The following is a 22,179-nucleotide window of genomic DNA, read 5'->3' as shown; positions in this document are numbered from 1 at the left end:
CGCGCCCCGATGTGGTATCCTACCGGGTAGCCCCAAAAGGGAGGGGCACTCTTTACAAGCGGGAGCGATCAACATGAGCAGACAACTCGAACCCTATCAGCTGATCGAGCGCAGCATCCAGAAAAAATTCCACAAGGTGCTCTGGACGCCGTTCATCACCGCCATCAAGCAGTACGAACTCATCGCCCCCGGCGACCGGATCGCGGTGTGCATCTCCGGCGGCAAAGACTCCATGCTCATGGCCAAGCTTCTGCAGCTGCTGCAGCGGCACAGCGACGTGCCGTTCGAGGTCATTGATCTCGTCATGGACCCCGGCTACAACGCCGTCAACCGGCAGAAGATCGAGAGCAACGCGGCGCTGCTGCACATCCCGGTCACGATCTTTGAGACAAACATTTTCGATGTCACGAGCGGCATCGAGCAGTCGCCGTGCTACCTCTGCGCGCGCATGCGCCGCGGCTATCTCTACAGCAAGGCGCGCGAGCTCGGCTGCAACAAGATCGCCCTTGGCCACCACTTCAGCGACGTGGTCGAGACGACCGTCATGGGCATGTTCTACGGCTCGCAGCTGCAGGCCATGCCGCCGAAGCTGCGCAGCCGCAATTTCCCGGGCATGGAGCTCATCCGCCCCATGTACTGCATCCACGAGGACGACATCATCGCCTGGCAGCGCTATAACGGTCTGGAGTTCATCCAGTGCGCCTGCCGCTTTACCGAGCGCGCGGCTGCGCACGGCAGCGACGGCAGCAGCTCCAAGCGGCAGGAGGTCAAGCTGCTGCTGCGCGAGCTGCGGCGCACGAATCCCGACATTGAAAAGAGCATTTTCCACAGCATTCACTCCGTCTGCCTTGACACCATGGTCGGCTACAAATCCGGCGGTGTGGAGCACACGTTTGCCGACTGCTACCGCGAGCGCGGCGAGATGGCCGAGATGGAAAAGGAGGACGCGGAATGATGCCCATCGAGCGTATGCGCCCGGAGGACTTTGACGCGGTTTTCCGTTTGCTGGCCCGGAGCTTCCCGGCCGGGGAGCGGCGGGATAAGGCGGGGCAGCGCGCGCTGCTTGCGGACAGCGCCTATCAGATCGACATTCTGCGCGCGCCGTCCGGCGGCGTGCAGGCGCTGATGGCGTCGTGGGACTTTGGCGGCTTTGCCTTTTTCGAGCACTTTGCCGTAGATCCCGCCTGCCGCAATGGCGGCATCGGCGGGCAGATGCTCGACGCGCTGCTCGCGCGCTTTGATAAGCCCGCCTGCCTGGAGGCGGAGCTGCCAGAGACGGAGCTGGCCGCGCGGCGCATCGGGTTTTACGAGCGGCACGGCTTTACGGTCAACGCGGATTACCCTTACTTCCAGCCGGCGCTCACGCCGGGCGGCAGCCCAATCCCGCTGCACCTGCTCACGACCGGCGGCGCGCGCACGCCCGCCGAGCTGCGCGCGATCGAGACGCTCGTGCACACGCGCGTATATGGGCAAACGCCCGCAGCGATGGTATAACAGAAAACAGAAAGTCAGCACGCCCCTGCACGGAAGGGGCAGGGGCGTGCCCATGTTGCCGCCGCTGCTGTCCGGCCCTCTGCCGCCGAAGCCGCTCTGGTCTGCGCCGCCTGCGGCGTTGAGCCCGTCGCCGCTGGAGACGATGTCGATCGTGCCGCCGGAAATGTCGATGGTCTGACCCTCGATGCCCTCGTAGCATTTTGAAATGTCGAGCGTGCCGTCCGTAATGGTCACATCGTCGCTCCCGGAGAGCTCTACCGCGACGGTTTGAAAGGAGAAAACGCATGAAGTCTATCCGTATCCTACCCCTTTTGCTCGCGCTCGTGCTGCTGTGCACGGGCTGCGCCGCCGGCGGCGCGGCGGAGGCCACGCCCGCCCCGGACATGAGCGACCTCCCGCTCGACGGGGGCTATGCCTACCTGCGCGTGGAGGTGCTCTCGCGCGACAAGGACGCGAAAACGCTGGAAGTGAAAGTGCTCGATTTCGGCGACGCAGACGGTGTGAACGTCGGCGCGCTCCCGGTGGGCGCGCAGGGCACGGCCGACTGTTCCGACCTGCTGTCGATGGCGATGATGATCGACTCCGGCGAGTGGATCATCACCTACGCAGACCTCGGGCAGCAGGCGTTCCCGCTGCGGCTGACGTCGATCGAGAACCCGGAGCACTTTGCCGAGCGCGCGGGGAAATAAAAAGCACCGGCTGAGGGTTTCCTCAGCCGGCGTTTTCGTCACCAGAACTTTTTCTTCTTGCACACCCACAGGCTGATGCCCACGGTCACGATGCTCACGATGATGACGACGGGGTAGCCGTACTTCCACGTCAGCTCCGGCATGCCGACAAAGTTCATGCCGTACCACCCGACGAGCAGCGTCAGCGGCAGGAAGATCGTCGTCACGATCGTCAGGATCTGCATGATGCGGTTTTGCCGCGTGTCGATCTCGGCCTGAAACAGGCTCTGCAGCTGTGCGCACGATTCGCGCAGCAGCTGCGACTCCTCGCGCAGGCGGATGACCCGGTCCTCGAACATGCGAAACAGCAGCTGCTCGCTGTCGGTGAAAAAGCCGTTTTCGTTCTCGTGCAGCTCGCACGCCACGTCGTCGAGCTGGGAGTAATAGCGAAACCACGCCATGGTCTCCTTGCGCAGCGCGGTCATCGGCGCGGAGAAATCGTCCAGCTCGTGCGCCAGCACCTGATCCTCGAGCGCCTCGATGCGGTCCTCGATCTTTTCGAGCTGGTGCAGGTCGCGGGCGATGAGCTGCTCAAAAAAGTCGTAGAGAAACCGGCCGACGCTGCCGTCGGTCCAGCGCTTTTCCCGGGCGATGCGGCGCAGCAGCCCCTGCAGCGCGCTCTCGTCGTCCACGAGCACGACGCGCGTGCCCGTGACGAGATAGCCGCAGGCGAGCGGCTTGCCGTCCTTGCCCTGGCGCGGCAGCACGAGCGTGCCTGCCAGACAGTCCGAGCGCACCTCGGCCTTGCACACGCGTGCGTCGCGCGCCGGCGGTGTGTGGTGCAGCGTCCGCTCCAGACCGGGCAGCGCCGGCTGGTGCGACAGCTCTTCGGATGTCAGCAGCACGACGGCGGGCTGCTCCGGCGCGGGCGCGTGCTCCTGCTGCGTGAGCGTCTGCCCGATGGTATACCAATACAAATGCGGTCCCTCCCATAAGTCGCGGTGTTTTCCCCATTGTAGCACACCGGGCGCGCGGACACAACGTCCGGCTGGAAATCGGGGCGCGGGTGTGCTATACTGGGCAAAAATCATACTTTGGGGGAAGCACCATGATCGTCTATTACACCGGCACCGGCAACAGCCGCTATGTTGCCCAGCGCTTCGCCGCCGCCCTCGGCGATGATCTCATCACCGCGAATGAATACATCAAAAACGACACGCCCGCCGACCTGCATTCTGACCGGCCGTGGGTGTTCGTCTCACCGACGTACGGCTGGCAGATCCCGCACATTTTTGCGGACTTTCTCCGCCGCGGCCGTTTTACCGGCAGCCGGAAGGCGTATTTTGTCATGACCTGCGGCAGCGAGATCGGCAACGCCGGCAGCCGCATCGCGGCGCTGTGCGCGGATATCGGGCTCGATTACCAGGGCGTGCTGCAGGTCGTCATGCCGGAAAATTACGTCGCCATGTTTTACGTGCCCGGCGCGGAGGAGTCGGCGCAGATCATCGCGGCGGCGCAGCCGTCCATCGACGGGGGCATCGCCTGCGTGCAGCGCGGCGAGCCGTTCCCGGCGCCGAGGGTCGGCCTGCTCGACCGGTTCAAGACCGGGCCGGTGAACACGATCTTTTATCGGTGGTTTGTCAAGTCCGGGCCGTTCACGGTCTCGGATGCGTGCATCGGCTGCGGCAAGTGCGCGCTGAGCTGCCCGGTCAACGGCATCGACATCGTTGAGCGCCGCCCGCACTGGAATGGCGCGTGCACGCACTGCATGGCCTGCATCTGCGGCTGCCCGGTGTCCGCCATCGAGTACGGGCATAAGAGTCAGGGCAAGCCCCGCTACCAGTGCCCGGAATATAAATAAGAAACGATCCCTGCGCCGGACTTCCGACGCAGGGATCGTTCTTTTTACAGATAGCACTCCGGCCGCCGCTGCCTGAGGTACGGGCGCTTTTGCTCGCGCCAGAGCCGCGCCTCGGCGAGGTCGAGCTCCTGCACGATGAGCTGCTCGCGGTCGTCGGCCTTATAGATCACGTCGCCGCTCGGGTGCACGATGAGCGACTCGCCGGCGAAGTCCATCCCGTCCTCGCGCCCCACGCGGTTGCACATGGCGACGAAGATCTGGTTCTGCATCGCCTGCACGCGGATCTCCCACTCGAAGAGCTCCATGGGCTCGGTCTTCGTGTTCGCCGTCGGGATGATGACGAGATCCGCCCCCTTGAGCGCGCACGTGCGGATGCTCTCCGGCAGGTGCCGGTCAAAGCAGATCACGATGCCGACGCGGCCCCACGGCGTGCCGAACACGAGAAAGCCCTCCTCGGACGGCGTGTAGTAGTCGCGCTCGTAAAACTGCGCCGCCTGCATGATGTGCACCATCTTGGCCACGCCCGCGCAGTTCCCCTCCGGCGTCAGCCAGAGGGAGGCGTCATAGCGCCGGCCGTCCTGCTCGAGGTACATATTCGGCGAGAGGTAGAACCCATGCGCGCGCGCCTTGTCCGCGAAGGCCCGCACCGTCGGGCTGCCCGCCGGGACGACATAGGCGTCCACGTTCCGGCCCGCATACTGCGGGAAGAATGGCGTGAGCTGCACCTCGGGGAAAAACAGCAGGTCGCTGCCCGCGGCGGCGTCGCAGAAGGCGAGGGATCTTTTCAGGTTTTCGTCCATGCTCCCGGTCATGGACATCTGCGCCATGGCAAGCTTCATACGCGCGCTCCTTTTATGCGTCCTGCACGGTCAGGCGCAGCACGTCCGGCCGCGCGTAGTGGCCGCACACGTCGAGCTCCATGCGGCTCGCGGGCACGCGCTGCATATCGAGATCGGCGTAGAGAATGTCCTCGCTGTCCCACACCGGCTGCACGACATAGTGCCCGTAGGGGTCGACGATGCAGCTGCCGCCGCGGCAGGGAATGTCGTTCAGGCGCGCGATCTCATCCGGGCAGTGCAGCCCGGTGGGGTAGTCCGCGCGGTGAAAGACCATGTCGCAGTTGATGAAATAGCACCGGCCCTCGAGCGCGATGTGCTGCACGGTGGCCTGCCACTCGGGGTTGTCGTTCGTGTTCGGCGAGATGTAGAGCGTCACGCCCTTTTCATACAGCGCCGTGCGCGCCAGCGGCATATAGCTCTCCCAGCAGATGAGGCTGCCCATCGGGCCCCACGGCGTGTCCACGACCGGGAAATACCCGCGGTCGGCGTCGCCCCAGACCACGCGCTCTGCCCCGGTGGGCTTGAGCTTGCGGTGCACGGGGGCGAGCGTGCCGTCCGGGCAGAAGATGAGATTGGAGTTATAGAGCGTGCCCGTCACGCCGTCGCGCTCCGACACGCCGATGCTCACATACGCGCCCGCGGCCTTTGCCGCCGCGGCGAGGCGCTCCGTCTCCGGCCCGGGTACGACAATGGAGTTGCCGCAGTACAGCTGCCAGTCCTTGCGGCCGTCTTCATTGCGCGCGCCGACCGTGAAGCCGAACGTCATGCCGTACGGGTAGCCGGGGATGAACAGCTCCGGGAACACGATGAGCTCTGCGCCATGCTGCGCGCACTCCGCGATCAGGCGCACGGCCTTGTCCGTGCACGCGGTCTTGTCAAACAGCACCGGCGCCGCCTGCACCACGGCGATGCGGCACGTCGGTTTGAGATCTTTCATATGCCTGCCTCCCTGAAAGTGTTTTCTGCCCTTAAAATAACACGGCTTTGCTGGGAATTCAAGACGCAAAAAGTCTCGCAGCGTTTGCGCCTGTACGCAAAAACGCCCGCACATCGTGCGGGCGTTTTCGGCAGCTTTTCAAAGACCTCGTAGAGTTTCGCCGCCGCAGCGGCGAAAGAAAGTCTGATCATTTTCTCCGGCGACATGCGCGGCGGAGAAAATACCGCTCGGCTCGCAAACGTGCGCGCACGGCGCGTGCGCTGCAGCGAGCCGCGATCTTTTCAAACGAGAGCCCAACGCAGTGGGTCTCGTTTGAGCGTGTCAAAACTCTGTTTGACACGCAAAAACGCCCGCACGGTGTGCGGGCGTTTTCGGCTTGGCAATTTTCGCAAAAGGCTTCAGGCAGCCCTGGTCTTATCCGGGACGATCTTGTGCGCGATCAGGCACAGGAGCATCGTGCCGGCCATGTCGGGCAGGGTGTTGCCGACCGGGATGTCCACGGTCATGAGCACGCGGTAGAGCACGAAGCCCAGCACCCAGACGACGGCGTTGCACACATCGAGCCTGCCGCTCACGCCGCCGCGTCGGAGCAGGAAGAAGTCCGTGATCTGGATGGCGATCATCGGCGCGAACACCGAGCCAATCAGGTACAGGAAGTTCGTGATGTCGTCCATCGGGAAGCAGATGGCGCAGACCGTGCCGATGACGGTCACGATGAGCGCGGCGTACTTGCCGTTGATCTTCTTCGACAGGGACTCGGCGGAGATGCCGGCGCTGTATGCATCGAGGAACGTCGTCGTGACGGTCGAGAGGATGAGGATGAGCAGCGCGGCCACGCCGAGGCCGGCCTTGACCATGATGAGCGCAATGTCGCCCTCGCCGGTGAAGATGGCGGCGCCCATGCCGATGACGTACATCCAGCAGCTCACGACGCCGTAGGTGAGCGTGCTCGAGAGCGTGGCGGCGAAGGGCTTTTCGGCCTCGCGCGTGTAGTCGGAGATGAGCGGCAGCCACGACAGCGGCATGGCCACGGCCAGCTCGACCGCTGCGCCGAAGCTCAGGCTATCGTCCGGCGCGGTGACGGGCGTGCCGCCGCGGAACACCACCACGCACAACACGATCGAGAGGATGAACAGCGCCGCCATGGCGATCTTGTTGATCCAGCTGAGGTTCTTGATGCCGACGGCGATCCACACCACGATGAGCCCGCCGATGACGAGACACCACACCCACTTGCCGATGCCGAGCACGGTGTTCGTGGCCAGTGCGCCGTCATAGATCATGATGGCCGTCCAGCCGACGAGCTGCAGCACGTTGAGCGCGGCGAAAAACAGGCAGCCGATGCGGCCGAAGCTCAGCTCGACCGTGCCCATGGCGCTGCGGCCGGTGCGGCCGCCGATGAGGCCCGCGAAGAAGAACATCGCGCAGCCGATGACATGGCCGACGAGGATGGCGAGCAGGCCCTTCGTGAAGCCGAGGGGCGCAAAGTACGTGCCCGTGAGGATCTCCGCGATGGACACGGCCGCGCCAAACCAGATGAGGCTGTTCTGGAAGCTGGAAGTCTTTTTCACGCTCAGGCCTCCTGCCGGTATTCCGGCTTCAGGTCGAACGCATGGTCCATCGGGCCGGAGCCCGCGCCGAGGTCGAGCATGGCGGCCAGCGCGCCGGAGAGATAGTCCTTCGCGCGGCGGACGGCCGTGTCGAGATCAAAGCCCTTGGCAAGGTTGGCCGCGATGGCGCTCGAGAGCGTGCAGCCGGTGCCGTGGGTGTTGGGGTTGTCGATGCGCTTGCCGTTGAACCACTCGTAGCCGCCGCCGCGGTACAGGAGGTCGTTGGCGTCGTTGAGCCGGTGTCCGCCCTTGCACAGGACGGCGCAGCCGTAGCGCTCGCTGATGGCTTTTCCGGCGGCGATCATGTCGTCGGGGGAGGCGATGGTCAGGCCAGAGAGCACCTCCGCCTCCGGGATATTGGGCGTGAGCACGGTGGCAAGCGGCAGCAGCCGCGCCTCGAGCGTGGCGATGGCGTCCTCGGAGATGAGCCGCGCGCCGCTCGTGGCGACCATCACGGGGTCGACGACGATGTTTTGCGCCGCGTAGTGCTGCAGCCGCTCGGCGATGACCTCGATGAGGCCGGAGGACGCGACCATGCCGATCTTCACCGCGTCAGGCCGGATGTCGGTAAAGACGCTGTCGATCTGCTGGCCGAGAAATGCCGGGCTTACTTCAAAAATACCCTGTACGCCGGTTGTGTTCTGGGCGGTCAGCGCCGTGATCGCACTCATGGCAAATACGCCATTCATGGTCATGGCTTTCAGATCGGCCTGAATACCGGCGCCTCCGCTGGAATCGCTTCCGGCGATCGTTAATGCTGTTTTCATATTCTGTCTCCTTTTCAGCATCAATTTTATTGAGCGACGGAAAGTGGTGCCCCCAATCTGCCGCTGTTTGTATGTTTGTCTGCGCCCGCGCGCAGGGAGTTACAGGTCCAGCGCCGTGCGCACGGCGGCTTTGAGCGCGCGCGTGGCGGCGGGAATGTCCGGCTGCGCGAAGATCGCACTCACGACGGCGACGCCGACAATGCCGCTGCCGGAGAGCCGGGCGACATTGTCCTTCGTGATGCCGCCGATGGCGATGACCGGGATGGACACGGCCGCACAGATCTCGCGCAGGGTATCATAGCTCACGGCGTTGGCGTCGGCCTTCGTCCCGGTCGGGAACACGGCACCCACGCCGAGATAGTCCGCGCCCTCGCGCTCGGCCAGCAGCGCTTCTTCCACCGTCTGGGCCGACACGCCGAGGATCTTGTCCGGGCCGATGAGCTCGCGCACCTTGCCGGCCGCCATGTCGCTCTGGCCGACGTGCACGCCGTCGGCGTCCGTGGCCACGGCGAGCGCCACGTTGTCATCGAGCACGAACGGCACGCCGTACTGTTTGCACAGCGCCTTGAGCGCGATGGCCTCCTCTTGAAAATGCGCCTCGTCGAGTTCCTTCTCGCGCAGCTGCAAAAACGTTGCGCCGCCCTGCAGCGCCTGCTCAGCCTGTTCATAGAGCGTCTGGCCGTGCAGCCACGAGCGGTCGGTCACGGCGTAGAGCAGCAGAGATGCGTTATCGCAGTTCATATTTGGCTCCCTTCTCCAGCGCGTCGCCGGTCATGTTGAAAATCGCGTCGATGATGCGGTTGCGGTAGGTGCTGTTGCCGTCGCCGGGCTGCATGTTGGCCCAGCCGATCTCGCCTGCGAGCCCCATCATGCACACGGCGGCCGCCGCGGCGTCGAGCTTGTGGTCGGGATTGGCGACCAGAAACGCCGTCATCAGCGCCGAGAGCTGGCAGCCCGTGCCGGTGATGCGGCTCATCTCCGCGCGGCCATTGCGGATGCACCAGCAGCGCTCGCCGTCGCTCACGAGGTCGATCGCGCCGGTCACGGCGACGATGCAGCCGGCCCGCTGCGCGAAGGTCTTGACGAGCTGCACGCCGTCGTCGAGATTCGCCTCCGTCACGGCGTCGACCGCGTCAGCGTCCACGCCCTTGGTGCTGCCGCTGCCGGTGCAGAGGGTCTTGATCTCGGAGATGTTGCCGCGCACGGCGTCAAAGCGCACCTCCTGCATGAGACGGTTGGCCGTGTCGGTGCGCAGACGGCTCGCGCCCGCGCCCACGGGGTCGAGCAGGACGATGTGGCCCAGCTCGTTTGCCTTCTTCCCGGCGAGGAACATCGACGGGATGGTGTTTTTGTTGAGCGTGCCGATGTTGATGTTCAGCCCGCCGCAGATGCTCGTGATGTCCTCGACATCGTCGGCATCGTCGGACATGATCGGCGAGCCGCCGGCCGCCAGCAGAACGTTTGCCACGTCGTTGACGGTGACGTAATTGGTGATGTTGTGCACGAGCGGCGTTTTCGCGCGCACGTTTTCCAGCATGGTCTTGAGCACTTGTTGCATAAATCATGACTCCTTTCCCGGGTGATCTGCACGAAAAAAACAGCGGCGCCCGTAAAGAGTGCTGCTGTTGCGGTCCGGCAGTATGAATCCCTACGTTGGCATTGTCCAAATCAGGTATGCGGGTCTAAGCGGATGCTTACTCTCAGCCGAGCGGCTCCCCGTGTTTGTTCACTTCATGATAGGACGAAACCGCCGGCTTGTCAAGGCAGGAATGTAAAATCTTCACCGCTTTGCGGCACGGGAACTTTACATGGCTGCGGTTTTAGACTTTACACGCGCTGTGTAAAACAGAAACGTGAGCTTGTAAGAGCCAAAATCTTGAATGTTACAGGAGGAAGAGATGAACCATTCCAAACGCATCGGGTCCCGCCTGCTGCCGCCCGCGCTTTTTCGCATTTGCTGCTGTATTTTGGTTGCAATCGGGCCTCCGGCATGATACAGTTAAAATGCCGTGTTATAACTGCTTTTACACAAGGGCGGCTGCAGATTTTACACGGTGAGGAAGGAATACAGTTGTGCGGCAGGGGGCCGTGCAATGTTGTAGGAATCTAAAAAACAGGAGGAAGAAATGAAAACCAGAATGCACAATGGAAGCAGACTGCTGTCGCTGCTGCTGGCGGTAGTCCTTGTCTTCACACTGACGGTTCCGGCTCTTGCGGCGGACAAGCCGCAGGACATGAACCTGAGGATCGCCGTCATGTCCGACCTGCATTATCTCTCGCCGGATATGATTGCAGACACGGCGGACTTTGAGCATGCACTCAACAGCGACCGCAAGCTGCTCAAGGAGAGCTCCGCAATCCTGTACGAAAAGTTTGAGCAAGTCCGCGCGGACAAGCCCGACATCCTTCTCGTGTCCGGCGACCTGACCAAGGACGGCGAGCAGGAGTGCCACGCGGCGCTGGCAAAGCAGCTGCAGCAGCTGCAGCAGGATATTCCGGGGCTGAAGATCTATGTCATCAACGGCAACCATGACATCCGCAATTACAATGCCAAGAACTTCAACACCCCCGACGGTAAGGCCGTGCCTGCCACGCGCACGCACCCGGAGGACTTCAAGCGTATCTACGATTTTGTCTACTCCGATCCGACCGTCATCGCGACCTTCACCCCGGCCGCGGGCAATGAGGCCGGCGGCCTGTCCTATGTTGCGCGACCGGTCGAGGGGCTGACCATTATCGCCATGGACACCTGCCGCTACAGCAAGGAGAACACCTCCAACGGCACGGATGAGCATGAGACGAGCGGCGCTATCAGCGCCGATCTGGAAAAATGGGTCATCGAGCAGACTGCCGCCGCCAAGGCACGCGGCGACCTTGTCATCGGTCTGGAGCACCACGGTCTGGTGCCGCACTTCGATGTCGAGCCCACCATCCTGCCCATGTACCTCGTCAACGGCTATGAGCGCATCGCGCAGGAGTATGCCGATGCCGGCATGAGCGTCGTCTTCACCGGTCATATGCACGCGGTCGACATCGCTGCCATGACCACGAAGGCCGGCAACACCTTCTATGACATCGAGACCGGCTCTGCGCTGACGTATCCGTGCCCGGTCCGCTTTGTCGATCTGCGCCGCAGTACCGTCGGCGGTGAGACGAGCACCTACATGAGCGTGAGCACCAAGACGCATACCGGCCCCATCCATTACACAGATCCCGCCACGGGTACTGCGCATGTGATCGATGACCTGACCGAGTATGCCCGGGAATTCGGCTTCTCGACCGATATGCTCAAGACGGTCGCGGGCGACTTCGTCAAGTCCTTCTTCGGCAAGTATCTGCCGAATGACACCTGGCCGGTCACGAAGATCGTGGCGAACATCGACCAAATCATTGACGACGTGGCCGCCGTCCCGATCGCGGACGGCAAGGACCTGCTCGACTTTGCCAACTGGATCTATCAGTGCAACCTCGCCGGTGAGGACGACGGCAATTATCCCGCTTGGGTGCAGTCCGGCGTCGACCAGCTCAAGAGCGGCGCGCTGCTCGATCAGGTGCTCAACATCGTTGCCAGAGATGCGTTCGGCCGCGGCAGCGTGCTCTTCACGAAGTTCCAGGGCCTGTTCACCCGCTATCTCAAGAGCCAGCTCAACGACCTGCTCGTGAAGATCGTCGTCTCCATGAGCGTGGACAACAACTGCCCCGACGACAATGACAAGACCATCCTGCTCGAGGGCAGCAGTGCGCAGGTGCGTCTCCTGCCGGTCACCGGCAGCAGCGCCGCCGTTACGCAGGCGTACGTACAGGGCAGCACCGCGACGGTGTTCCTCACCAGCCGCCAGCTCCGTGCGGCCACCAATGCGCAGTCCGGCGCGACCGTGACGGTCAACGCCACAGATCCCGTGGCCGACACGGTCATCCTGGCCGGCCGCTCGATCGCCAATGCGCGCAGCGCGGGTGTTGCGGCCCTGCAGGTGCAGCTCGCAGCCGGCACCGTTACGCTGGATAGCGACGCGCTCGCGGCGCTTGACCTGCACAAGGACGTGGCCGTCTCGCTCACGGGAGCGTCGCTCAACGCTGCGCAGCAGCGTGCCCTCGGCACGCAGGCCGCTACGGCGACGCTTGCCAATGCCTCCGTCATCGTTGACGGCGCGGCGGAAAGCTACCCCGCCGGCAGCGTGCGCGCCAGCATTCCGGTGCGTGCAGCGGATGCGCTCACCGCGTGGAGCCTTGCCGAGGACGGCGCCATCTCGGCCGTCGGCGGTGCGTGGGATGCGCAGCAGCAGACCTATACCTTTGATGTTGTCTCCGGCGTGACGGCCATCGCGCGCTTCCCGTTCACGGATGTGCCCGCCGGCAGCTGGTACTACGGCGCGGCGGCCTATGCCTACAACAACGGCCTCTTCGACGGCACGTCTCCCACGACGTTTGCCCCGAACGCGGTCATGTCCCGCGCCATGCTCGTGACCGTGCTGTGGCGGCTCGCGGGCGCGCCCGCGCCGAAGGGCGTCAACACGTTTTCCGATGTGCCGGGCGGCACATGGTACACGGACGCCGTCACCTGGGCGGCGGAAAACGGCGTGGTCTCCGGCATCGGCGGCGGCTGCTTTGCTCCCAACAGCAACGTCACGCGCGAGCAGACGGCCGTGATCCTCTTCAACTACGCACACAGCCGCGGCTATGACGTGGGCGCGCGCGCCGATCTCTCGGCGTTCCCGGACGCCGGCAGCGTGTCCGGCTGGGCGCAGGATGCGCTCTCGTGGGCCAATGCAGCCGGCCTTATCAACGGCACGGTGTACGGCGGACGGACGATCCTCGACCCGCAGGGCAGCGCTTCTCGCGCGCAGGTCGCCAAGATCCTCAGAAGCTACGCCGAGCACGTGGTCAACGCCTGATCCTCTTTTTGATATTTCTCTCACAGCACAGCAATTTCCCGGCGGGGGCGGCATATGCCGCCCCCGCGCACTTTTTGCGCCTGCCGCTTGGGCATCTGCTGCACGCCGGGGCGCAAAAAAATGCGGAATTTGTGAAAATTTGCGGTTGACATTTGCGCGCGAAGTTTTTATACTCGAACCATCAGGATTTTTCATCAGAATCGGAGCAAATATCATGAACCGTACCTACTTTTTTGCATACGCTTATTACTTTACTATGACAATATAGTAAGGCTGATTTGTGATGCGAAAAATAGCTCGGATCCCGAGAATGTTTCATGCGGCACAGGTTGAGCCTGTGCCGCATTTTTCTTTTGAAAAACAAAAACAAAAATTCAGGTAAATACATCGGAGGTAATCATCATGATCGTCGTACTCAAACATGGCGTGGAAGCAGCAAAGCGTGAGCAGCTCATCGACTGGCTCAAGGGTCAGGGCCTGACCATCCACATTTCCGAGGGCGAATACCAGACCGTGCTCGGCCTCGTCGGCGACACGACCCGCGTGGACATGGACCTGATCGCGAGCCTCGGTATCGTTGACAGCGTCAAGCGCGTGACCGAGCCCTTCAAGTGCTGCAACCGCAAGTTCCACCCGGACGACACTGTCATCGACGTGAATGGCGTGAAGATCGGCGGCGGCAACTTCGTCATGATCGCCGGCCCCTGCTCCGTCGAGTCCGAGGAGCAGATCGTCGCGGTCGCGAAGGCCGTCAAGGCCTCCGGCGCGAACATCCTGCGCGGCGGCGCGTTCAAGCCCCGCACCTCGCCCTACGATTTCCAGGGCCTGAAGGCCACCGGCCTCGAGCTGCTCAAGATCGCGCGGCAGGAGACCGGCCTGCCCATCGTGACGGAGATCATGGGCGTGGAGCACCTGCCCCTGTTCGAGGATGTGGACATCATTCAGGTCGGCGCGCGCAACATGCAGAACTTCGACCTCCTGCGTGAGCTTGGCAAGCTGCGCAAGCCCATCCTGCTCAAGCGCGGCCTTGCCAGCACCCTCAAGGAGCTGCTCATGAGCGCCGAGTACATCATGGCCGGCGGCAACGAGCAGGTCATCCTCTGCGAGCGCGGCATCCGCACGTTCGACGATTACACCCGCAACACGCTCGACCTCGCGGCCGTGCCCATGCTCAAGGAGCTGACGCACCTGCCCATCATTGTTGACCCGAGCCATGCGACCGGCATCGCCCGCCTGGTCGAGCCGATGGCGCTCGCCGCGACGGCCTGCGGCGCGGACGGCCTCATCATCGAGGTGCACAACGACCCCATGCACGCTCTGTGCGACGGCGCGCAGTCCCTGCGCCCGGAGGTCTACGACGACCTCGCCAAAAAGGTGCGCAGCGTCCGTGAGGTGATCGCGAAATGACGGTCGGCATCGTTGGCCTGGGCCTGATCGGCGGTTCTTTTGCCAAGGCATATCAGGAAGCGGGCGCGACCGTGCTCGCCTGGAACCGCAGCCGCAGCGTGCTCGATTTCGCCATAATGAGCGGCGCAGTGGACGCCGAGCTCACGGAGGACAACATCGCCGCGTGCGATCTTGTGCTCATCGCGCTCTACCCGGAGGCGACCATCGAGTGGTTTCGCCGCATGGCCCCGCACATCGGAGCGCACCCCGTCGTGCTCGACTGCGGCGGCACGAAGCGCACCATCTGCGCCGCGTGCTTCCCGATCGCAAAGGAACACGGCGTCACGTTCCTCGGCGGCCACCCGATGGCCGGCACGCAGTATTCCGGCTTCAAGAACGCGAAGGCGACCATGTACCACGGCGCGCCGATGGTCATCGTGCCGCCGGACTTTGACGATGTGCTGCTCTTCGACCACGTCAAGCAGCTGCTCCAGCCCGCGGGCTTTGCGCGCTTTTCCTTCACGACGGCGGAGGCGCACGACGAGATGATCGCCTTCACCTCGCAGATGGCGCATGTGGTCTCGAACGCATATATCAAGAGCCCCACGGCGTCGCAGCACAAGGGCTTTTCCGCCGGCAGCTACAAGGACATGACCCGTGTCGCGTGGCTGAGCCCCGAGATGTGGGCCGAGCTCTTTCTGGAAAACAAGGACAATCTGCTCCATGAGCTGGACATGTTCATGACGCACCTGGGCGAGTACCGCGACGCGATGGCGCGCGACGACCTGCCCGCGCTCACGCGCCTGCTCGATGAGGGCCGCCGGCGCAAGGAGGAGGTAGACGGCCGATGACGACCATCCACGTGACTGCCTCGCGCGATTATGACGTGCTGGTGCAGCCGGGCCTGCTCGACGACGCCGGCGCGCAGATCGCGCGCGTGCTCGGCACGGGCCGCACGGCGGCCATCGTCGCGGGCGAGACCGTGGCGGGCCTGTATGCCGGGCGGCTCGCGGCGTCGCTCACGCGCGCGGGCTTTCGCGCCGTGACGTTCACCTATCCCGGCGGCGAGCACTGCAAGACGCTCGCCACCTATGCGGCGCTGCTGGACTTTCTGGCCGCGCACCGCCTGAGCCGCAGCGACCTCATCGTCGCGCTCGGCGGCGGCGTGACCGGCGATCTCGCGGGCTTTGCCGCCGCGACGTACCAGCGCGGCATCCCGTTCGTGCAGGTGCCGACGACGCTGCTGGCCGCCGTGGACTCCTCCGTCGGCGGCAAGACGGCCGTGAACCTCGCAAGCGGCAAAAATCAGGTCGGCTGCTTCTATCAGCCGAGCCTCGTGCTCTGCGACCCGGACACGCTGCGCACCCTCCCGCCGGAGGAATACCGCAACGGCTGCGCCGAGGTCATCAAATACGCCGTGCTGCGCAGCGAGCCGTTTTTTGACGCGCTGCGCGCAGAGCCGGTCAGCGCACAGGTGGAGCACGTCATTGCAACGTGTGTCGGCATGAAGCGTGACCTCGTCGCGGCCGATGAGTTTGACCGCGGCAGCCGCCAGCTGCTGAACCTCGGCCACTCGTTCGGCCACGCGGTCGAAAAATGCAGCGACTACGCCGTGCCGCACGGCTGCGGCGTGGCCATCGGCATGGCCATCATCGCGCGCGCGGCCGCCAAACGCGGCATCTGCACGGACGATACCTGCGCGCAGATCCTCGCGCTCCTGCGGCAGTACGGCCTGCCGACGGAGACGGCGTTTACCCGTGACGCGCTCACGGACGCCGCGCGCTCGGATAAAAAGATCGCCGACGGCAAGCTGCACCTCATCGTGCCGGAGCGCATCGGCCGCTGCCGCATCGAGACGATCCCGGCGGCGGATATCCCCGCCTGGCTCGCGGACGGAGGCATTGCATGAATCAGACCGTTTCCCCCGGGCCGCGCACGGGCAGCGTGCGCATCCCGGCTTCGAAATCGCAGGCGCATCGCCTGCTCATCTGCGCCGCCCTCGGCGCGCAGCCCGTGGCGCTGCGGTGCGACGGCGTCTCGGCCGACATCGCCGCCACGGCGCGCTGCCTGTCCGCCCTCGGCACGGACATCACGGACGATGGCGCGGGCACGCTGCGCATCGTCCCCATTGCCGGGGAAATGCCCGCGCACGCAGATCTTTTCTGCGGCGAGAGCGGCTCGACGCTGCGCTTTCTGCTGCCGGTCGTGGGCGCGCTCGGCGCGGACGTGACCTTCCACATGGAAGGGCGCCTGCCGAAGCGGCCGCTGTCCCCCCTCGACGCGGTGCTCACGGCGCACGGCATGACCATCCGGCGCGACGGCGCGCTGCTGCACGCCGGCGGCCGGCTGCGGCCTGGTGCTTACGAACTGCCGGGCGACGTGTCCTCGCAGTACATCTCCGGCCTGCTCATGGCGCTGCCGCGCCTGCCGGGGGAGAGCACGCTCGCCGTGACGGGCCGGCTCGAGTCCGCGGGCTACATCGCTATGACGGAGGACGCGCTGCGCCTGTCCGGCATCCGCCTGCAAAAGCGGGAGCGGACGTACACCATCTCCGGCGGCCAGACGGCGCGCCTCCCGGCGCAGTGCCATGTGGAGGGCGACTGGTCGAACGCCGCGTTTTTCCTGTGCATGGGCGCGCTCTCGCCCGCCGGCGTCACGGTCACGGGCCTTGCGTCCGACTCGTCGCAGGGCGACCGCGCGGTGCTGGATGTGCTGCGCCGCTTCGGCGCGGATGTGCGCGAGACGCAGGATGCCGTCACCGTAAGGCGCTGCGCGCTGCGCGGCGTCACGATCGACGCCGCGCCCATCCCGGATCTGATCCCGGTGCTGAGCGTCGTCGCCGCGCTCGCGGACGGCCAGACGCAGGTCGTCAACGCCGCCCGCCTGCGGCTCAAGGAGTCCGACCGGCTCGAGAGCACGGCCGCCATGCTGCGCGCGCTCGGCGCGCAGGTGGAGGTGCACGACAGCGGCCTGACCGTCACCGGCCGAAAGGTGCTCACCGGCGGCACGGTCGACCCGCAGCACGACCACCGCATCGCCATGGCGGCGGCGGCCGCCGCCAGCGGCTGCACCGCGCCCGTCACGGTGCGCGACTGCGCCTGTACCGACAAATCCTACCCCCGCTTCTGGACGGATCTTTCCGCGCTGAAAACCGTTCCCGCGGCGGAAAATACAGAACTTGAATAAGGAGCTTGACCATGGAACTTAGTGATTATCGCCAGCAGATCGACGGCATCGACAGTCAGCTGCTCGCTCTGTTTTACCAGCGCATGGAGGTCGCGGCACAGATCGCGGGCTACAAGAAGGCGCACAATCTCCCGGCGCTCGATGCCGGGCGCGAGCGCGCGAAGCTGCAGCAGATCGCGGACGCCGCGCCGGAGGACCTGCGCGAATACGCCGTGTCGCTCTACTCGCTCATCTTTGAGCTCAGCCGCAGCTGCCAGAACCGGCTGCTCGGTGTCACGAGTCCGCTGACTGCCGAGATCGAACAGGCCATCGCGCGCACACCGCAACTGTTCCCGGAGCACCCGGCCGTCGCGTGCCAGGGCGTGGAGGGCGCGTATTCCCAGCTCGCGTGCGACCGCCTGTTCACGATGCCGAACGTGTTTTACTGCGCCACGTTCGAGGCGGTGTTTGCCGCCATCGAAAAGGGCCTGTGCCGCTACGGCGTCATCCCGCTGGAAAACAGCACGGCCGGCTCCGTCAACGCCGTGTACGACCTGATGATGCAGCACAACTTCCGCATCGTGCGCAGCGTGCGCCTGAAGATCGACCACTGCCTGCTGGCCAAGCCCGGCACGAAGCTCTCGGACATCAAGGAGATCTACTCGCACGAGCAGGCCATCAGCCAGTGCGGCCGCTTCCTGCAGAGCCTGCCGGGCGTGACGGTCGTGCGCTGCGAGAACACTGCCGTGGCTGCCAAGCGCGTGGCCGAGTCGGACCGCACGGACGTCGCGGCGCTCTCGTCGCGCGCGTGCGTTGGACTCTACGGGCTCGAGAGCCTGGCCTCCTCCGTGCAGGATCAGGGCAACAACTACACGCGCTTTATCTGCATCGCCAAGGATCTCGAGATCTATCCCGGCGCCGACCGCACGAGCCTCATGATGGTGCTGCCGCACAAGCCGGGCTCTCTGTACAAGGTGCTCTCGCGCTTTTATGCGCTCGGCATCAACCTCAACAAGCTCGAGAGCCGTCCGCTGCCGGAGCGCGACTTTGAGTTCATGTTCTACTTCGATCTCGAGACGTCGGTCTATTCGCCGCAGTTCCAGCAGCTCATGGGCGAGTTGCCGGGCCTGTGTGAGGAATTCTCCTACCTCGGCAGCTACCGAGAGGTGGTGTGATGATGCGGTGCGGACTTCTGGGCGAAAAGCTCGGCCACAGCTACTCGCCGGCCATCCACGCGCAGCTCGCGGACTATGCCTACGGGCTCTATGAGGTCGCGCCGGAGGACCTGCCGGCGTTTTTGACCGGCGGCGATTTTGACGCGCTCAACGTGACCATCCCGTATAAAAAGACGGTCATCCCGTACTGCGCCGAGCTCTCGCCGATCGCGCAAAAGCTCGGCAGCGTGAACGTGCTCGTCCGCCGGGCAGACGGCACGCTCTATGGCGATAATGCCGATGCCTTCGGCTTCGAGTACCTCGTGCGTCACAGCGGCATCGACGTCGCGGGGCAAAAGGCGCTCGTGCTCGGCAACGGCGGCGCGTCCGCGACCATTCAGGCCGTGCTCGAGCAGCTCGGCGCGCACGTGACGGTCATCTCCCGCCACGGGCCGGATAACTACGACAATCTCGACCGCCACGCCGACGCGCGCGTGATCGTCAACACCACGCCGGTCGGTATGTATCCGAACACGGGCAGGGCCGCCGTCGATCTGCGGCAGTTCCCGCAGTGCGCGGGCGTGCTCGATATCGTCTATAACCCCGCGCGCACGGCGCTGCTGCTGCAGGCGGAAAGCCTCGGCATCCCGTGCGCGGGCGGACTGTACATGCTCGTGGCGCAGGCCAAGCGCAGCTGCGAGGTGTTTACCGATACGGTGATCGACGACGCGGAGATCCTGCGCATCCACCGCCTGCTGCGGCAGGAGATGGAAAACATCGTCCTCATCGGCATGCCCGGCAGCGGCAAGAGCACCATCGCGGCGCTGCTTGCCGAGCGGCTGCACCGCCCGGTGCTCGACAGCGACGCGCAGGTCGTCGAGACGGCGGGCATGTCCATCCCGGACATTTTTGCCGCCGGTGGAGAGAACGCCTTCCGCGCGCGGGAGACGGCCGCACTCGCCGAGCTCGGCAAGCGCTCGGGCGCGGTGCTTGCAACCGGCGGCGGCAGCATCTGCCGCGAGGAAAATTATCCGCTCCTGCACCAGAACGGCACGATTTTCTGGCTTCAGCGCGACCTCGCGCTGCTGCCGAAGGACGGCCGCCCCATCTCCCAGCGCAGCGACCTCGCCGCGCTCTACGCGCAGCGTGCGCCGCTGTACGCCCGCTTCGCCGACGCGGTCATTGACAACAACGGCACGCCGGAGGAGACGGTGCGCAAAATTCTGGAGGTGCTGGCATGAAGTTTCTCGTCATCAACGGCCCGAACCTGAACCTGCTCGGCCTGCGTGAGCCGGCCATTTACGGCAGCCGGAGCTTTGCCGCGCTGCAGGATTTCATCCGCGCATCCGCCGCCGATGCGGGCGTAGAGGTCGACCTGTTCCAGTCCAACCACGAGGGCGCGATCGTCGATGCCATTCAGGCGGCCTACGGCACGGCCGACGGCATCGTCATCAACCCCGCTGCCTATACGCACACGAGTGTCGCCATTCTCGACGCGCTCAAGGCCGTGGCCCTCCCGGCGGTGGAGGTGCACCTGTCGGACGTCAGCGCCCGGGAGCCTTTCCGCCAGATCTCCTATGCCGGCATGGCGTGCGTGAAAACATACATGGGTCTCGGCTTCGAGGGCTACCGTCAGGCCATTTTGTACCTGAAACAGTATCTGGAGGAGGCAAACGCATGATCTCGAAACAAATGGTCGCCTGGGGCGAGAGCGGCTGCTCCATCCGCGAGATCGCGGCCTACGGCGAGCGCCGCGCGGCCGAGATCGGCCCGGAAAACGTCTATAACTTCGCCATCGGCAACCCGAGCATCGACCCGCCGGACTGCGTGCAGGAGGCGGTCGAGCGGCTGCTGCACACCGTGCCGCCCACGCAGCTGCACGCCTACGCGCCCGCGCCGGGCATGGCGTCCGTGCGCGAAAAGGTCGCGGCTTACCTGACGGACACCTTCGGCGAGGTGTACCGCGCGCAGGACATTTACATGACCGACGGCGCGTCGAGCGCGCTGGCCATCCTCACGCGCGCGCTCATGGGTCCGGGGGATGAGGCCATCGTGTTCGCGCCGTACTTCCCGGAGTACGCCGTCTATGCCGAGGCGGCGGGCGGCAGCGTGCGCGTTGTGCCGTGCCGGGCGGACACGTTCGCGCTCGATCTCGATGCGCTCGCGGCCGCGGTGACGGAAAAGACCGCGCTGCTCATCCTGAACTCGCCGAACAACCCCTCCGGTGTCGTCGTCTCGCGCCCGGAGCTCGAGGCGCTAGCAGCGTTCCTGCGCGAAAAACAGGCCCGGTACGGCCACCCGATCTACATCATTGCCGACGAGCCGTACCGCGAGCTGGTCTACGGCGGGGTGGAGGTGCCGTTCCTGCCCGCGATCTATCCGAACGCGATCTACTGCTATTCCTACAGCAAGACGCTGTCCCTGCCCGGCGAGCGCGTGGGCTTTCTCGCCCTGCACCCGGCCATAGACGATTACGCCGCCGTGCACGCGGCCGTGCTCGGCGCGGGGCGCGCGCTGGGGTATGTGTGCGTGTCGTCGCTGTTCCAGCTCGCCGTGGCCGAGTGCCTCGGCCAGACGGCGGACATCGCGGCCTATGCCGCCAACCGCGAGCTGATCTACGGCGCGCTCACGGACATGGGCTATGCGTGCGCGCGGCCGGACGGCGCGTTTTATCTCTTCCTCAAGTCGCCGGAGCCGGACGCCCGGGCGTTTTGCCGCCGCGCGATGGACTATGACATCCTGCTCGTGCCGGGCGATGATTTCGGCTGCCCCGGCTATGCGCGCCTGGCCTACTGCGTGGCGCGCAGCCAGCTCGAGCGCTCGCTCCCGGCGTTCCGGAAGCTGGCCGAGAGCTACGGCCTGACCAAATAAATTTCGCAGACAAAAACGGCGTCCCCGAGCCCTCGGGGACGCCGTTTTTGCGCGGATGGTGTCAGGCGTACATGGCGTTGGTGTTCATATAGTCATAGATGACCTTGCCGTGGTGCTGCTCCTGCTTTTGAATGTCGTTGAGCACGCTGCGGGCGTTGGCATCGCCAAACTCGAACACGCACGTGTCGTACAGGTGCGAGGCGTGCTTTTCCATTGCGAGCACGTCCGTGCACAGGTAGCAGTCGTTTTGCTTTTGCGGGGTCTCGGTGTTGTTGTAGGTCGCCGTGAACGTCGTCGGCACGGTCGCGGAGTCTGCCGGTGGGGCGACGGTGCCGCCCTCCATCTGCGTGATCGCGTCGAGATGCTGCTGCTCGACCTGCGCGATCTGCTCGAACAGGTTTTTCAGCTGCGGGTCGTTGGCGCTGGCGGCGTGGCGGTTATATTTGTCCACGCACAGCTGCTCCTGCCCTTTGAGATCTTTGAGTAAACTGGCCTCTTTTGGGGTCAACTGCATAAATATCACCTCAGTGCCAGT

Annotated in this window: 21 protein-coding genes and 1 riboswitch; of the genes, 13 read left to right on the top strand and 8 right to left on the bottom strand. The window is 64.7% G+C overall.

Features of this window, described 5'->3' with window-relative positions:
• The first annotated feature begins 73 nt into the window (after positions 1-73).
• The 3 genes from OGM61_10990 to OGM61_10980 all read left to right on the top strand — a co-directional run bounded on the left by OGM61_10990 (position 74) and on the right by OGM61_10980 (position 2,183).
• Positions 74-955 (top strand): tRNA 2-thiocytidine biosynthesis protein TtcA, encoded by an 882-nt coding sequence (locus tag OGM61_10990; protein UYI84356.1) that lies wholly within the window; start codon positions 74-76, stop codon positions 953-955.
• On the top strand, positions 952-1,494 hold the full coding sequence (locus OGM61_10985) for a GNAT family N-acetyltransferase (GenBank protein UYI84355.1): 543 nt from the start codon (positions 952-954) through the stop codon (positions 1,492-1,494). The genes OGM61_10990 and OGM61_10985 overlap by 4 nt, the downstream gene beginning before the upstream one ends.
• Positions 1,495-1,778: 284 nt before the next feature.
• A complete protein-coding gene (locus OGM61_10980; GenBank protein ID UYI84354.1) occupies positions 1,779-2,183 on the top strand; it encodes a hypothetical protein in 405 nt (134 codons plus the stop codon).
• 38 nt (positions 2,184-2,221) lie between these two features.
• Here the strand turns inward: OGM61_10980 and OGM61_10975 are convergent, their stop codons facing one another.
• Entirely contained in the window at positions 2,222-3,139 is a 918-nt protein-coding gene (locus tag OGM61_10975) for a cobalt transporter (GenBank protein UYI84353.1), read from the bottom strand.
• A 131-nt stretch (positions 3,140-3,270) separates the two neighbouring features.
• Here OGM61_10975 and OGM61_10970 point away from each other — a divergent pair, with 131 nt between their 5' ends.
• On the top strand, positions 3,271-4,023 hold the full coding sequence (locus OGM61_10970; protein UYI84352.1) for an EFR1 family ferrodoxin: 753 nt from the start codon (positions 3,271-3,273) through the stop codon (positions 4,021-4,023).
• A gap of 44 nt (positions 4,024-4,067) precedes the next feature.
• On the opposite strand, the gene OGM61_10965 is transcribed toward OGM61_10970, so the two are convergent.
• From OGM61_10965 to thiM, 6 genes are all read right to left on the bottom strand, one after another.
• Positions 4,068-4,862: a carbon-nitrogen hydrolase family protein gene (locus tag OGM61_10965; protein ID UYI84351.1), complete on the bottom strand. Its 795-nt coding sequence runs from the start codon at positions 4,860-4,862 to the stop codon at positions 4,068-4,070.
• A gap of 13 nt (positions 4,863-4,875) precedes the next feature.
• Positions 4,876-5,799, bottom strand: a complete 924-nt coding sequence (locus OGM61_10960; protein UYI84350.1) for a carbon-nitrogen hydrolase family protein — start codon at positions 5,797-5,799, stop codon at positions 4,876-4,878.
• A gap of 398 nt (positions 5,800-6,197) precedes the next feature.
• Positions 6,198-7,376 (bottom strand): putative hydroxymethylpyrimidine transporter CytX, encoded by a 1,179-nt coding sequence (gene cytX / locus OGM61_10955; protein ID UYI85594.1) that lies wholly within the window; start codon positions 7,374-7,376, stop codon positions 6,198-6,200.
• Positions 7,373-8,176 carry a bifunctional hydroxymethylpyrimidine kinase/phosphomethylpyrimidine kinase gene (gene thiD / locus OGM61_10950; GenBank protein UYI84349.1) on the bottom strand — a complete coding sequence of 268 codons (804 nt, stop codon included), beginning with the start codon at positions 8,174-8,176 and terminating at the stop codon, positions 7,373-7,375. Before thiD ends, cytX begins: the two co-directional genes overlap by 4 nt.
• A gap of 99 nt (positions 8,177-8,275) precedes the next feature.
• A complete protein-coding gene (gene thiE / locus OGM61_10945; protein ID UYI84348.1) occupies positions 8,276-8,917 on the bottom strand; it encodes a thiamine phosphate synthase in 642 nt (213 codons plus the stop codon).
• Positions 8,904-9,725 (bottom strand): hydroxyethylthiazole kinase, encoded by an 822-nt coding sequence (thiM, locus tag OGM61_10940; GenBank protein UYI85593.1) that lies wholly within the window; start codon positions 9,723-9,725, stop codon positions 8,904-8,906. Before thiM ends, thiE begins: the two co-directional genes overlap by 14 nt.
• A gap of 79 nt (positions 9,726-9,804) precedes the next feature.
• Positions 9,805-9,905, bottom strand: a riboswitch (TPP riboswitch).
• Between the two features lie 397 nt (positions 9,906-10,302).
• On the opposite strand from thiM, the gene OGM61_10935 reads away from it, so the two are divergent.
• The 9 genes from OGM61_10935 to OGM61_10895 all read left to right on the top strand — a co-directional run bounded on the left by OGM61_10935 (position 10,303) and on the right by OGM61_10895 (position 21,644).
• Positions 10,303-13,068, top strand: coding sequence for an S-layer homology domain-containing protein (locus OGM61_10935; protein UYI84347.1), 2,766 nt, complete (start codon positions 10,303-10,305; stop codon positions 13,066-13,068).
• Between the two features lie 402 nt (positions 13,069-13,470).
• Complete coding sequence (gene aroF, locus OGM61_10930; protein UYI84346.1) at positions 13,471-14,475, top strand: 3-deoxy-7-phosphoheptulonate synthase; 1,005 nt, start codon at positions 13,471-13,473, stop codon at positions 14,473-14,475.
• A complete protein-coding gene (locus OGM61_10925; protein UYI84345.1) occupies positions 14,472-15,305 on the top strand; it encodes a prephenate dehydrogenase in 834 nt (277 codons plus the stop codon). The genes aroF and OGM61_10925 overlap by 4 nt, the downstream gene beginning before the upstream one ends.
• A complete protein-coding gene (aroB, locus tag OGM61_10920) occupies positions 15,302-16,363 on the top strand; it encodes a 3-dehydroquinate synthase (GenBank protein UYI84344.1) in 1,062 nt (353 codons plus the stop codon). The genes OGM61_10925 and aroB overlap by 4 nt, the downstream gene beginning before the upstream one ends.
• Complete coding sequence (gene aroA / locus OGM61_10915) at positions 16,360-17,640, top strand: 3-phosphoshikimate 1-carboxyvinyltransferase (protein UYI84343.1); 1,281 nt, start codon at positions 16,360-16,362, stop codon at positions 17,638-17,640. The genes aroB and aroA overlap by 4 nt, the downstream gene beginning before the upstream one ends.
• Positions 17,641-17,651: 11 nt before the next feature.
• Complete coding sequence (locus OGM61_10910) at positions 17,652-18,794, top strand: bifunctional chorismate mutase/prephenate dehydratase (GenBank protein UYI84342.1); 1,143 nt, start codon at positions 17,652-17,654, stop codon at positions 18,792-18,794.
• 2 nt (positions 18,795-18,796) lie between these two features.
• Entirely contained in the window at positions 18,797-20,014 is a 1,218-nt protein-coding gene (locus OGM61_10905) for a shikimate kinase (protein UYI84341.1), read from the top strand.
• The gene (aroQ, locus tag OGM61_10900; protein ID UYI84340.1) at positions 20,011-20,454 is read left to right on the top strand and encodes a type II 3-dehydroquinate dehydratase; all 444 of its coding nucleotides are present in this window, start codon (positions 20,011-20,013) and stop codon (positions 20,452-20,454) included. The genes OGM61_10905 and aroQ overlap by 4 nt, the downstream gene beginning before the upstream one ends.
• On the top strand, positions 20,451-21,644 hold the full coding sequence (locus tag OGM61_10895) for a pyridoxal phosphate-dependent aminotransferase (GenBank protein ID UYI84339.1): 1,194 nt from the start codon (positions 20,451-20,453) through the stop codon (positions 21,642-21,644). The genes aroQ and OGM61_10895 overlap by 4 nt, the downstream gene beginning before the upstream one ends.
• A gap of 61 nt (positions 21,645-21,705) precedes the next feature.
• On the opposite strand, the gene OGM61_10890 is transcribed toward OGM61_10895, so the two are convergent.
• Positions 21,706-22,158 (bottom strand): ferritin-like domain-containing protein, encoded by a 453-nt coding sequence (locus tag OGM61_10890; GenBank protein UYI84338.1) that lies wholly within the window; start codon positions 22,156-22,158, stop codon positions 21,706-21,708.
• Between the last annotated feature and the right edge of the window lie 21 nt (positions 22,159-22,179).

This window comes from Clostridiales bacterium (assembly GCA_025757645.1).
In the GTDB taxonomy this organism is placed as follows: domain Bacteria; phylum Bacillota; class Clostridia; order Oscillospirales; family Oscillospiraceae; genus CAG-103.
Note: the sequence above shows the minus strand (reverse complement) of the source record. Positions and strands in the feature narration are given on the sequence as shown.